Genomic DNA, 12,370 nt, shown 5'->3' with positions numbered 1-12,370 from the left:
CCGGGGAAAACGGACACGCATCTCAGCGGCCGCCGCCCGGTCCTTCCTCCCGCTCACGGCGGCGACCGCGCCGATCCACCATCAACCGCGACCCCGACTGCCGTTCACCGAAGGCGTCGTCCGGGTTGGACAGGACACAGGTCTGAAGCGACAGGCAGCCGCAGCTGATGCAGTCCGTGAGGTGGTCGCGCAGCCGGGTCAGCTGGCCGATGCGCTCGTCGAGTTCGGACCGCCATGCCTCGGAGAGCCGGGCCCAGTCCTCCCGGGTCGGGGTCCGCTCCTCGGGGAGTTCGGCGAGCGCCTCGCGGATGGTGGCCAGCGGGATGCCGACGCGCTGGGCGGCACGCACGAAGGCCACCCGGCGCAGCGCGTCACGCTGGTAACGGCGCTGGTTGCCCGCCGTGCGGCGGCTGCTGATCAGGCCCTTGGACTCGTAGAAGTGCAGGGCGGAGACCGCGGCCCCGCTTCGGGCCGACAACTGTCCGACGGTCAGCTCGTGGATCTTCTCGGGAATCTGGGGCACCCCTCAGAGCCTACTCAGCGCATCTCGGGCCCGGTCCGTTGACATGGCTCCCGTACCCGACCATGCTAAGCAGTTGCTTAGGTATGGAGACTTCGCGACGCGAGAGGCCGGGAACATGGCAGAGCCGAGGACCTTCACGTCCGCCGACGAGCTGAAGGCGGCGGTGGGCGAGCAGCTGGGGTACAGCGACTGGGTGGAGATCGACCAGAAGCGGATCGACCTGTTCGCGGACGCCACCGGCGACCACCAGTGGATCCATGTGGACCCGGAGAAGGCGGCCGCGGGACCCTTCGGCACGACCATCGCGCACGGTTACCTCACCCTGTCCCTGCTGCCGCTCTTCGGACCGCAGCTGATCAAGGTCGAGGGCGTGAGGATGGGTGTCAACTACGGGACGAACAAGGTCCGCTTCCCCTCACCGGTCCCCGTCGGCTCCCGCCTGCGCGCCACCGCGACGATCACCGGCGTCGAGGACGTGACCGGCGGAGTACAGCTGACCATGGCCTTCACGGTGGAACGCGAGAGCGGCGACAAGCCGGTGTGCGTGGCCGAGTCGGTGTCGCGCTACTACCTCTGAGCCGCCCCGGAGGCGGCTACTTTCCCGCCCCCACCATCCGCAGCACGAGGTCGGCGTAGAGCGCGCCGACCTCGTCCGGGGTACGGGGGCCGTCGGCTTTGAACCAGCGGGCCACGTCGATGCAGAGCGAGAGCACGGCGAGCGTGCTGCCCCGCACGTCGGGGACGTCGAACTCGCCCGCCGCCACGCCGTCCTCGATGATCCCGCGCGCCTCGGCGTCGACCTGGCGGCGCAGGGCGACGATCTCCGCGCGCGAGTCGGGGCCGAGCGCGTCCAGTTCGTACTGCACTACCCGCGCGACGGTGTGCTGTGCCGCGTGCCAGCGCACGAAGGAGCGCACAGCGTCCGCGAGACGCTCGGCGGCGGTACCCTCGCCCCGCGCCGCCGTGCGCAGGATCTCGAGGGCCTTCTCGTGCCCGATCCTGCTGATGCGGTGGAGCAGCTCCTCCTTGGTCTTGTAGTGGATGTAGAGCGCGGCCGGGCTCATACCGGCCCGGCCTGCGATGTCGCGTGTCGTCGTGGCGTGGTAGCCGCGCTCGGCGAAGGCCTCCACGGCGGCGATCAAGAGCCGCCGGGCCGCATCCGGGGTGACCTCGGCCCACGGCTGCATCTCGCTGCCGGCCGTCTCCTCCGCCGTACTCATCGCTCGCCCCTTCCACTGGCAGGACGAACACCATACCTCCGAAGGTGAGCGGTCGCTTAGAGCGCCCGCCGGGCGGTGTACGGCTTCCCGCTCAGATTTTCTCGAAGGGATCGTGCTCGGCGAGCAGCTTCTCCAGCCGCGCCTGGTCGACCCGGCTGACGATCTGACCGGCCTCCTGCCGGTCCCGGATCACCTTGGCGAGGGTGAAGGCGGAGGTCACGAGGTAGAGGACGGCGATTCCCAGGAAGCCCCGCACCCAGGCGTCGGCGTGCAGCCGGACGATGCCCACGGCCGTCGCCGTCAGCGCGATGGCGAAGGACGCGACGGCCTGGCCGTAGAAGGCGGCCGTGCTCTGCTGTCTGACCGGATTCTCACTCATGCGGACCAGGGTCGCCCCCGGGAGGCCGCCGTCGCATCCGCTCGCGTACTCATGCAGGTACTCAGAACGCCGAAACCCCGGTGAGCGCACGGCCGATGAGCAGCTTCTGGATCTGGCTCGTGCCCTCGTACAGTGTCATCACCCGGGCGTCGCGCAGGAGTTTGCCGACCGGGTACTCGTCGATGTAGCCGTAACCGCCGAAGACCTGGAGGGCGTTGTTCGCGGCGCGCACGGCCGCCTCGGAGGCGAAGAGCTTGGCCTTGGAGGACTCGACGGCGAAGGGCAGACCGCGGTCGATCAGGTCGGCGACCCGCCAGGTCAGCAGCCGCGCCGCGTCCACGTCGACGGCGATGTCGCTGAGGAGCTCCTGGACGAGCTGGTGGTGGGCGATGACCCTCCCGAACTGCTCGCGCTCGCCGGCGTACCGGACGGCCGCGTCCAGCGCGGCCTGGGCTATGCCGACGCAGCCCGCCGCGACCGACATGCGCCCCTTGGCGAGCGCGGACATGGCCACGGAGAACCCCTTGCCCTCGGGTGCCAGCATCGCGGAGGCGGGCACCCGGACGTCCTCGAGGACCAGCTCGGCGGTGGCCTGGCCGCGCAGGCCGAGCTTGCCGTGGATCGGGCGGCGGGTCAGCCCGGGCGTGTCGGCCGGCACGAGGAAGGCGGAGACACCCTGATGGCCGGGGTCGTCCGTGGATCGGGCGAACAGGAGCACCACATCGGCCCAGGTGCCGTTGGTGATGAACGTCTTGGTGCCGTTGATCACGTAGCCGTCGCCGTCCCGGACGGCCTTCGTGGTGAGGTTGCCCGCGTCGGAACCGGTGCCGGGCTCGGTGAGGCCGAAGCAGCCGACGTACGTCCCGGAGGTGAGCCCGGGCAGCCACCGCCGCTTCTGCTCCTCACTCCCCCAGGCGGCGACGGACTTGGCAACGAGGCCGAGCGAGACGGACACGATCCCGCGCACCGACGAGTCGCCACGGCCCAGCTCCTCGGTCACCAGGCAGTACGCCAGGTGGTCGCCACCCGAGCCGCCGTACTCCTCGTCGATGGTGAGGCCGAGGAACCCGACCTCGCCCAGCTTCTTGACGATCCCCCGGTCGACCTCCTCGTTGCGGTCCCAGGCCACGACGTGCGGGGCGATCTCACGGGTCACGAAGTCCTCGGCCAGCCGCCGGACCGCGGCCTGCTCGTCACTGAGCTCCAGATTCACGACGCGTCACCCCACGGGAAGGTCTTTGAAAGCGGCACATTTAAATTAGCACTGCTAGTTTCCATCGGCAGCCCTACTATGTGCGCCATGGCCCGACCGCGCAAGCCCCTGCTCAGCACAGACCGCATCGTCGAGACCGCGCGGGCGCTGGTGGACGCGGAGGGCCTCGCGGCCGTCTCCACGCGCAGGCTCGCCGCCGAACTCGGCGTCAGCGGCCCGTCCCTCTACAACCACTTCCGCACCAAGGACCAGATCCTGGAGGCGGTGGCGGACTCGGTCAGCGCGCAGGTCGACCTGTCGATGTTCGAGGACGGCCGGGACTGGCGGACCGCGCTGCACGACTGGGCGGTCTCCTACCGTGCCGCGCTGCGCGACCACCCGAACATCGTGCCGGTCCTGGCCCGAGGACCCGGCCGCCGCCCGGCCGCCCTGCGTCTGGCGGACGCCGTGTACGGCGCGATGGTCCAGGCGGGCTGGCCGCCCGCCCAGGCCACCTCCATCGGCGCCCTGATGCGCTACTTCGTCATGGGCTCCGCGCTCGGCTCGTTCGCGGGCGGCTTCGTCGACGACGAGAGCGCGTACGACCCGGCCGACTACCCCCACCTCGGCCAGGCCCACCGCCTCGCCGAGCTGCAGGGGAAGATCGACGAACGGGCCTTCGAGACCGGGCTCAGGGCGCTGCTCGACGGGTTGGAACGGCAGTACGAGCAGCTCGGGCGGACCGCGTAGGACAGGATCGGCACCCTTCGGCGGGCGCCGAAGTGTCCGTGCCGCATGCTGGAGTGCATGACCACCAAGGGTTCAGGACGGGCACGGGCGGCGGACGGCCGCGCACCGGGACTCGCGGCGCTCGCCGGGCTCATCGCCGACGTGTCACGGGCCGACTGCCTGCTGGCGCTGCTGGACGGACGGGCGTGGACCGCCGGCGAGCTGGCGCGACACGCGGGCGTTGCCGCGTCGACCCTCAGCGAACACCTGGGCAAGCTCGTCGCGGGCGGGCTGCTGGCCGAGGAGCGGCAGGGGCGGCACCGGTATGTGCGGCTGGCCGACGCGAGGGTGGCCCAGCTGATCGAGGACCTGGCCGCACAGGTTGGGTCGGATGCCGCGGCGGAGCGCCCGCGCACACTGCGCGAGGCGAGTGCCGGATCCGCGATGGCTCGTGGCCGTACGTGTTACGACCACCTCGCCGGGCGCATCGGCATCGCCGTCACCGACGCGCTGACCGCGCACGGGCTGCTCGGAACGTACAAGGAAACGGACACCGGTTTCGTGCTCACGGACGCGGGCCTGAGGTGGTTCGACGCCGCGGGCATCGTCCTCGAGCACCGGGGCCGGCGCCCCCTGGCCCGCGCCTGCCTCGACTGGACCGAGCGCCGCCCCCATCTCGCGGGTGTCGCGGGCGCCGCCCTGTGCCGGCACGCCCTGGACGAGGGCTGGTGCGTGCGCATCGGCTCCGAACGGGCCGTGAAGGTCACGGCGTCGGGCGAGCGCGCGCTCTTCGAGCTGCTGGGGATCGAGGCGGCGGCACTGTGCTGAGCCGGTCGACACCCCGTACGACGCAACGCCGACCGCCAGGTCGGAAATCCGCATGTACCCGATCCGCTTCCTTCCTGACCTGTGGAGCATGATGAACGACTCCCCGTCCCGTCCGGCCGCGGCCGCGGCCACGGTCACCGTGATGCTGTGGGCCTCCGCCTTCGTCGCCATCCGCAGCGCGGGCACGGCGTACTCGCCGGGTGCCCTGGCGCTCGGACGGCTGCTTGCCGGGGCCCTGACGCTCGGGGTGATCTGTCTCGTGCGGCGGGAGGGACTGCCGCCTCGTACCGCGTGGCGGGGCATCGCGATGTCCGGCGTGCTGTGGTTCGGCTTCTACATGGTCGCCCTCAACTGGGGTGAGCAGCAGGTGGATGCCGGGACCGCCGCGCTGGTCGTCAACGTAGGTCCCATCCTGATCGCGCTGCTGGGTTCGCGGCTGCTGGGCGACTCCATGCCGCCGCGGCTGCTCGCGGGAATGGCGGTTTCGCTCGCGGGCGCCGTGACCGTGGGGCTGTCGATGTCGGGCGGCGGCAGGTCCTCGGTGCTCGGGGTGGTGCTGTGTCTGCTCGCCGCGATGGCGTACGCCGCCGGTGTCGTCGCGCAGAAGCCCGCGCTGAGCACGGCGGGCGCACTGCAGGTGACCACGTTCGGATGTCTCGTCGGTGCGGTGGGCTGTCTGCCCTTCGCCGGGCAACTGGTGCACGACGCGGCCGGTGCCCCGGTCTCCGCGACGCTCTGCATGATCTATCTCGGCGTCTTCCCGACCGCGCTCGCCTTCACCACCTGGGCCTACGCGCTGGCCCGTACGACCGCCGGCCGCATGGGCGCGACGACTTACGCCGTGCCGGCGCTGGTCGTGGTGATGTCCTGGCTGTTCCTCCATGAGGTACCGGGGCCGCTGACGCTCGCGGGCGGTGTGCTGTGCCTGGCGGGCGTGACGGTCTCCCGGTCCCGCCCGCGCCGGGCGGCGCCGGTCCCGGAACCCCGCGCCGCGTCCGAGAGGACACCGGCCGGGGAGTCCTAGAACACCACCAGCGCCCGGCCTCCCTTGCCCGCCAGCATGTTGTCGAACGCCGCCGGAATCCCCTCCAGCGCGATGCGTTCCGTCACCAGCGCGCCCAGGTCCAGGCGGCCCGCCCGCACATGCTCGGCCAGGACCGGCAGGTCCTCGGCCGGGTTCGTGTTGCCGTAGACGCAGCCCGAGAGCGTGCGGCCCCAGTGGAAGATCTCCAGGGCGTTGAACGTGACCTGCTGGTCCTTGCCGCCGATGCCGACGACCGTCGTACGGCCGCCACGGCGCGTGGAGTCCCAGGCCGCCCGGATGGTGACCGCCCGGCCCACGCACTCCACCGCCACGTCGACGCCCTGATTGTCCGTGAGACCGCGGATCTCGCGGGGCGTGGTGTCGGAGGCGAGGACGAAGTCCGTGGCGCCCGCCCGCCGGGCCAGTTCCTCCTTCCCGGGCGACACGTCCACCGCGATGATCCGCTCCGCGCGGGCGATCCGTGCCGACTGGAGCGTCGCGAGGCCCACTCCGCCGACGCCGAACACCGCGACGGTCTCCCCCGGCCGCACCTTCGCCGCGTGGTGCACGGCCCCGTACCCCGTAAGGACGGCACAGCCGAGCAGCGCCGCGTCGGTCAGCGGCACCCCGTCGGGCACAGGCAGCACACAGGACGCCGCCACCACGGTCTCCTGCGCGAACGCGGCCACGTTCAGACCGGGATGCAGATCCGTGCCGTCGTCCCCGCGGCGGGCGTGGACGCCGCCGGCGCCGGTCAGCGCGTTCACGCACAGCCACACCTCGCCCAGCCCGCAGGCATGACAGCTTCCGCAGGACGGAGCCCAGTTGAGGACCACGCCGGTGCCGGGCGCGACATGGGTGACTCCGTCGCCCACGGACACCACGGTTCCCGCGCCCTCATGGCCGAGAACCGCGGGCACCGGTACGCGCATGGTGCCGTTGGACAGCGACAGGTCGGAATGGCAGACCCCGGCGGCGGCGAGCCGGACCCGCACCTGCCCTGGGCCGGGCTCCGGCAGCTCGATCTCGGTGACCTCCAGCGGGGCACCGACGGCGGGCAGGACAGCGGCACGGACCATCTCGCTCAACGCTCCTGGAACTGGAGGGACTTGGTCTGGAGGTACTCGGCGAGCCCGTGCGTACCCAGCTCACGGCCCACCCCGGACTGCTTGTAACCACCGAACGGGGCACGGGGGTTGAAGCGTCCGCCGTTGATGTCGACCTGCCCGGTCTCCAGCCTCCGCGCGAACGCGACCGCCTCCGCGTCGTCACCCGCCCAGACGGCGCCGGCCAGACCGTACACCGTGCCGTTCGCGATCCGCAGGGCCTCCTCCTCGTCCTCGTAGGGGAGGATCGACAGCACCGGGCCGAAGATCTCCTCCTGGGCGATCGTCATCGCGGGGGTCACGTCGGCGAAGACGGTGGGCCGCACGAAGTAGCCCCGCTCGCGCGGGGAGTCCGGGCCGCCCGCGACCAGACGCGCTCCGTCGGCCACGCCCTTGTCGATGTAGCTCAGCACCCGCGCCCGCTGCTTGGCGTTCACCAGCGGGCCGATGCGGTCGGCGTACTTGTCCGCGGCCTCGGCGGCGAGGGCGACCGCCTCCTCGTACCGCTCCCGGTGCACCAGCATCCGCGTCCATGCGCTGCACGTCTGGCCGGAGTTGGACATCACGTTCGCGACGCCGACGTTCACCGCCTTGGCGAGGTCGGCGGTCGGCAGGATCACGTTCGCGGACTTGCCGCCCAGCTCCAGGGCCACCTTCTTGACGGCCGCCCCCGCCGTCGCGCCGATCTGCCGGCCCACCGCGGTGGAGCCGGTGAAGGAGACCAGGTCGACCCCTTCGTGCTCGGCGAGCGCCTGGCCCGCGACCGGGCCGAGGCCGGTGACGAGGTTGAACACCCCGGCCGGTACGCCCGCTTCATGGACCGCCTCCGCGAAGAGCTGCGCGGTCAGCGGGGTGTCCTCGGCGGGCTTGAGCACCACCGTGCAGCCCGCCGCCAGCGCCGGGGCGGCCTTGGCGACGATCTGGTGGAGGGGGTAGTTCCAGGGAGTGATCGCGCCCACGACACCGACCGGCTCCTGGTAGACGGTCGAGTTGCCGACCCTCTCCTCGAAGGTGTGCGTCGCGGCCAGTTCGGCGTACGAGCCCGCGACCAGGATCGGCAGACCCACGTGGACGGCCTCCGAGAACTGCAGCGGGGCGCCCAGTTCCGCCGTGACCGTCTCGGCGATCTCGTCCTTGCGGGCCACGAACACGTCCCTGAGGGCGGTGAGCCGGGCGGCCCGTTCGGCCGGCGCGGTGGCGGCCCAGGCCGGGAGGGCGGCCCGGGCGGCGCGCACGGCGGCGTCGACGTCCGCTGCGGTGCCCGCCGGGACCCGGCCGATGACCTCCTCGTCGGCCGGGTTCACGACCTCGATGGTGTCGGGCCCGGCAGCGGGGCGCCAGGCGCCGTCGATGTACATGCCGTCATGTGCCTTCATCGTCATCCTTCCGAGCCGGCCGGCGTCGTCCGGGCCCCAAACTAACGCCGTTAGTTTTGTGACGCCAGGGGACTCCAGGGCATGTCGACTTGGGTCCCGCTCAGGCTCCGTTGCCGGACCGGACCGCGCTCCGGCGCAGGACCGGACCGCGCTCCCGGTGCCGAACCGGATCACGCTCCGCTCCCGGACAGGACCCCGCTCGGGTATCTCGGCGCGGACCACGTTCCGGGCGCCTGAGCTGCAGGTCAGCGCGGCGTGTCGAGTGGTGCGACCACGACGGGCACGCCGTTGAGCACCGCGTTGCCCGACAGCGGGTCGAGCAGACTGCCGTCGAGGAGCTGGTTGACGTTGACACCGGGATCCAGCGCGGCGTGGCTCATCCGGGTGCCGGGCCGGTCATGGCCCCAGCCGTGCGGAAGGCTCACCACCCCGCGCCGGATGCCGTCGGTGACCTCGACGGGTGTGATCACCGCTCCCCCGGCCCCCTTCACCCGGACCGGCACGCCGTCGGCGAGCCCGAGCCGCTCGGCGTCGTCGGGGTGGATGTGCAGGGTGCAGCGGTTGGAACCGCCGGTGAGGGCGGGCACGTTGTGCAGCCAGCTGTTGTTGGACCGCAGATGGCGGCGCCCCACGAGCACGAGCCCGTCGGCCCGCTCGCTCAGGGTCTGCCTCAGGCGCGGCAGATCGTCCGCGATCGGCTGCGGCAGCAGTTCGACCTTGCCGCTCACCGTCTTCAGCGGCTGCGGCAGTCGGGGCTGGAGCGGACCGAGGTCGATCCCATGCGGGTGGGCGAGCAGCTTCTCGAGGCTGAGCCCGTCGGGCCGGGCGCCGAATCCGTCGCCGTACGGGCCGAGGCGCAGCATCATGTCGAGCCGCCGCTCGGGTCCGCTCTGGCCGGTGAGCTGCCGTGCCAGTTCACCTGGATCGCGGCCGTGAACGGGAGAGTGGGCCTCGGTGACCGCCTTGCCCAGGGTCTGCCCGATGACCAGGACGTCGACGGCGGCCGGGTCGGCGCCGTGCTTCCCCGGGCTCTCGGCTGCGCTCGAGCGGGGGAGCCCCCAGTCGGTCACGGCGAGGACCAGTCTCGCCAGGATCTCGGTCTCGGCCATGCGGCCCGCCTCCAGGGGGACGGCGGCGCGGGTGTAGCGGACCTGGTTACGCACGGCCAGGGTGTTGAAGGCGAAGTCGAAGTGCGGTGCCTGGGAGGGCGGGGGCGGCGGCAGGACGACGTGCGCATGGCGCGAGGTCTCGTTGAGGTACGGGTCGACGCTCACCATGAAGTCGAGAGAGCCGAGCGCCTTGTCGAGGCGGTCGCCGTCCGGCGCGGAGAGCACGGGGTTGGCGGCGACGGCGATGACGGCGCGCACGGGGCTGCCCTCGTCGGTGGCGGTGTCGATCTCCTCCGCCAGCGCGGCGATCGGCAGCTCGCCCTTGGCTTCGGGGTGCCGGCTCACCCGCGAGTGCCAGCGCCCGAGGGCGAAGCCGTGGCCGGGCCCGGCGGGCCGGGGTGTCCGGTCCGTGGCCGACAGCGGGAAGAGGGCGCCGCCGGGCCGGTCGAGGTTGCCGGTGAGGACGTTGAGCACGTCGACGAGCCAGCTGGCCAGGGTGCCGTGCGGCACGGTGCAGCTGCCGATGCGGCCGTAGACGGCGGCTGTGGGCGCGGCCGCCAGCTCGCGGGCGAGGGCACGGATGGTGTCCGGCTCGACGTCACAGGCATCGGCGACGGCTTCGGGGGTGAAGTCCCGTACGGACGAGGCCAGTTCGTCGACGCCTTGGACATGCGGGGCCAGGCCCCCGAGGTCGACGAGGTCCTCCTCGAAGAGGACGTACGCCATGGCCGCGAGCAGCAGGGCGTCGGTGCCGGGGCGGACGGCGACGTGCCGGTCGGCGAGGCGGGCGGTCCGGGTGCGGCGCGGATCGATCACGGTGAGGGTGCCGCCGCGGGCCTTGAGGGCCTTGAGCTTGCCGGGGAAGTCGGGGGCCGTGCACAGACTTCCGTTGGATTCGAGGGGGTTGGCGCCGATCAGCAGCAGGTGGTCGGTGCGGTCGAGGTCGGGCACGGGGATGGCGCCCGCGTCCCCGAACAGCAGCCCGCTGGAGACGTGCTTGGGCATCTGGTCCAGCGTGGAGGCCGTGAAGATGCTGTGGGTGCGCAGGCCGGCGAGCAGGACGGGCGGGTAGAGCGCACCGGCCATGGTGTGCACATTGGGGTTGCCGAGGACGACCCCGACGGCGTGCGGCCCGTACCGCTCGACGATCGGCCTGATCCCCGCGGCGACCGCGTCGAAGGCCTCCTCCCAGGTGGCCTCGCGCAGTTCCCCGTCCTGGCGCACGAGGGGGACGCGCAGTCGGTCGGGGTCGGAGTCGGCGGCCCCGAAGGAGGCGCCCTTCGGGCAGATGAACCCCTGGCTGAACACATCGTCGCGGTCGCCGCGGGCGCCGCTGACACGGGTGCCCTCGATGGTGAGCGTCAGCCCGCAGGTGGCCTCGCAGAGGGGGCAGATACGCAGGGCGGTGCGGGACACGGATCCTCCCGGAGGGATGGCGGCAACGGTGACACACGAACGGGGCCGAGCATACCGACCGGTATGGATGGTGTGGAGGGGCGACGGAGCACGAGTCGGAAATCAACGAGCAGCCTGTCCCGCCCCGCGCCACAAGGCCCCTCAGTCCAGCACCCGTCCCAGATAGGCCCGCAGCAGCGTCCGCGTCTCCTCGATGATCTTCTCGTCGCCCTCCGGGGCCACCCGGAAGGCCAGATGAACCAGGGTGTCGGCCGCTTCCACCGCGATCAAGAACCTACGGCGCATGTCCTCGTCCGGTTCGCGATCGAGGTACGCCGACAGCAGGTCCGTCAGACGGTCGGCGACCCGGTGGTTGGGCTCGGCGTGGCGGGCGCCGACCGGGATCTGGTTGCCGAAGTCGACGAGGGAGAAGCCGGGCGCGGTGCGCTTCATGTCCAGGTACTCGTCCAGCACCGCGTCCATGGCCGCGCGCCAGCCGCCCTCACCCTCCGTCCGGGCCAGGCGGCGGGTGACGCGCTCGGTGTAGCGCTCCAGGTTGCGTTCGGCGAGGGCGTCGACCATTGCTCGCTTGTTGCCGAAGAAGCGGTACACGGAGCCGATGGGCACACCCGCGCGCAGGGCGACGGCCCGGGTGCTCAGGGCGTCGTAGCCGACCTCGTCGAGGAGGTCCGCGCAGGCGTCGAGGATCCTGGTCAGTCGTTCCGCGCTCCGGCGTTGGACGGGCGCGCGGCGCAGCGATGTCGCTTGGGGCACGGGCTTCATAATGCCTTTCCGCCGGGGGCCGGTGAACCTCACCCGTCTGTACGAAGGCCGGTGGCCCCACCACTCATCGGACGGCCCTGGCTCACCCGGGGCTCGCCGCCGCCCCCGACGCAGTGATGTCCGCCGTGCTCTCGACCGGCTTGCCGCGCACCGCCCAGACGGTCCGGTCGTCCGCGTACAGCCGGGCGGTGAGATGGTGGGTGCCGCGCGGGACCAGCCTGCCGGGGAGGCGGTAGTCACCGGTGCGCAGCCGGGTGAGGGAGTGGCCGTCCAGGTAGAGCCGGGCGACGCCGCGGCCCGCCACGGCCACCGGGCGCGCGCCCGGTGGCGAGAAGCGGAAGTGGCGGACCGTCAGCCGCACGTCCCAGGTGTCGCCGGAATCCGGCTGGACCTCGACCTCCACCTGGGGTGCGCCCTGCTTGCCGACCTCACGGTAGTGCCACCCTTCCTCGTCCGTGTCCTCCAGCACCTTGCCCACCGGCGAGGCCGACGCCCGTGCCTTCCGCTCGTGCGCGTCGCCGGAACCACAGCCCGCCGAGCCGCCGAGCAGGGCACCCACCGCGACCACGAAGAGCACTCCGCGCGTCCACGACATGCAGCGAGCGTAGACGCACCGTTCGGGCGGCCGAATCCCCCTGGAGTCTGGTTCTCGCCGAGGCGGCCCCGGCCGGTCGCCCTCCGCGCCGTGCTCCCCCCTTGCGCAGCA

At 72.1% G+C, this 12,370-nt stretch carries 13 protein-coding genes; 4 read left to right on the top strand and 9 right to left on the bottom strand.

Features of this window, described 5'->3' with window-relative positions; genetic code table 11:
• Window positions 1-22 precede the first annotated feature (22 nt).
• A complete protein-coding gene (gene soxR, locus AAW14_RS14030; protein ID WP_265563736.1) occupies window positions 23-523 on the bottom strand; it encodes a redox-sensitive transcriptional activator SoxR in 501 nt (166 codons plus the stop codon).
• 115 nt (window positions 524-638) lie between these two features.
• On the opposite strand from soxR, the gene AAW14_RS14025 reads away from it, so the two are divergent.
• Window positions 639-1,100 (top strand): MaoC family dehydratase, encoded by a 462-nt coding sequence (locus AAW14_RS14025; protein ID WP_265563733.1) that lies wholly within the window; start codon window positions 639-641, stop codon window positions 1,098-1,100.
• A 16-nt stretch (window positions 1,101-1,116) separates the two neighbouring features.
• Here AAW14_RS14025 and AAW14_RS14020 read toward each other — a convergent pair whose 3' ends face one another.
• From AAW14_RS14020 to AAW14_RS14010, 3 genes are all read right to left on the bottom strand, one after another.
• A complete protein-coding gene (locus AAW14_RS14020; RefSeq protein WP_265563732.1) occupies window positions 1,117-1,743 on the bottom strand; it encodes a TetR/AcrR family transcriptional regulator in 627 nt (208 codons plus the stop codon).
• Window positions 1,744-1,834: 91 nt separating this feature from the next.
• Complete coding sequence (locus tag AAW14_RS14015) at window positions 1,835-2,122, bottom strand: YiaA/YiaB family inner membrane protein (protein ID WP_265563729.1); 288 nt, start codon at window positions 2,120-2,122, stop codon at window positions 1,835-1,837.
• 61 nt (window positions 2,123-2,183) lie between these two features.
• Window positions 2,184-3,335, bottom strand: a complete 1,152-nt coding sequence (locus tag AAW14_RS14010; RefSeq protein WP_265563726.1) for an acyl-CoA dehydrogenase family protein — start codon at window positions 3,333-3,335, stop codon at window positions 2,184-2,186.
• Between the two features lie 87 nt (window positions 3,336-3,422).
• Between AAW14_RS14010 and AAW14_RS14005 the strand changes: the two genes are divergently transcribed.
• The 3 genes from AAW14_RS14005 to AAW14_RS13995 all read left to right on the top strand — a co-directional run bounded on the left by AAW14_RS14005 (window position 3,423) and on the right by AAW14_RS13995 (window position 5,895).
• A complete protein-coding gene (locus AAW14_RS14005) occupies window positions 3,423-4,064 on the top strand; it encodes a TetR/AcrR family transcriptional regulator (protein WP_265563725.1) in 642 nt (213 codons plus the stop codon).
• A gap of 57 nt (window positions 4,065-4,121) precedes the next feature.
• Complete coding sequence (locus AAW14_RS14000; RefSeq protein WP_265563723.1) at window positions 4,122-4,871, top strand: ArsR/SmtB family transcription factor; 750 nt, start codon at window positions 4,122-4,124, stop codon at window positions 4,869-4,871.
• Window positions 4,872-4,962: 91 nt separating this feature from the next.
• Window positions 4,963-5,895, top strand: a complete 933-nt coding sequence (locus AAW14_RS13995; RefSeq protein ID WP_265563811.1) for a DMT family transporter — start codon at window positions 4,963-4,965, stop codon at window positions 5,893-5,895.
• On the opposite strand, the gene AAW14_RS13990 is transcribed toward AAW14_RS13995, so the two are convergent.
• The 5 genes from AAW14_RS13990 to AAW14_RS13970 form a co-directional block, all read right to left on the bottom strand.
• The gene (locus AAW14_RS13990; protein ID WP_265563810.1) at window positions 5,892-6,974 is read right to left on the bottom strand and encodes a Zn-dependent alcohol dehydrogenase; all 1,083 of its coding nucleotides are present in this window, start codon (window positions 6,972-6,974) and stop codon (window positions 5,892-5,894) included. The two genes, AAW14_RS13995 and AAW14_RS13990, sit on opposite strands and share 4 nt — an antisense overlap.
• 5 nt (window positions 6,975-6,979) lie before the next feature.
• Window positions 6,980-8,377, bottom strand: coding sequence for an aldehyde dehydrogenase family protein (locus AAW14_RS13985; RefSeq protein ID WP_265563721.1), 1,398 nt, complete (start codon window positions 8,375-8,377; stop codon window positions 6,980-6,982).
• Between the two features lie 245 nt (window positions 8,378-8,622).
• Window positions 8,623-10,902: a molybdopterin oxidoreductase family protein gene (locus AAW14_RS13980; RefSeq protein WP_265563719.1), complete on the bottom strand. Its 2,280-nt coding sequence runs from the start codon at window positions 10,900-10,902 to the stop codon at window positions 8,623-8,625.
• A 141-nt stretch (window positions 10,903-11,043) separates the two neighbouring features.
• A complete protein-coding gene (locus AAW14_RS13975; protein WP_265563717.1) occupies window positions 11,044-11,664 on the bottom strand; it encodes a TetR/AcrR family transcriptional regulator in 621 nt (206 codons plus the stop codon).
• A gap of 82 nt (window positions 11,665-11,746) precedes the next feature.
• Window positions 11,747-12,259: a hypothetical protein gene (locus AAW14_RS13970; protein WP_265563715.1), complete on the bottom strand. Its 513-nt coding sequence runs from the start codon at window positions 12,257-12,259 to the stop codon at window positions 11,747-11,749.
• Window positions 12,260-12,370: the final 111 nt, after the last annotated feature.

The sequence above is a fragment of the Streptomyces hygroscopicus genome (assembly GCF_026168105.1).
In the GTDB taxonomy this organism is placed as follows: Bacteria; Actinomycetota; Actinomycetes; order Streptomycetales; family Streptomycetaceae; genus Streptomyces; species Streptomyces hygroscopicus_D.
Note: the sequence above shows the minus strand (reverse complement) of the source record. Positions and strands in the feature narration are given on the sequence as shown.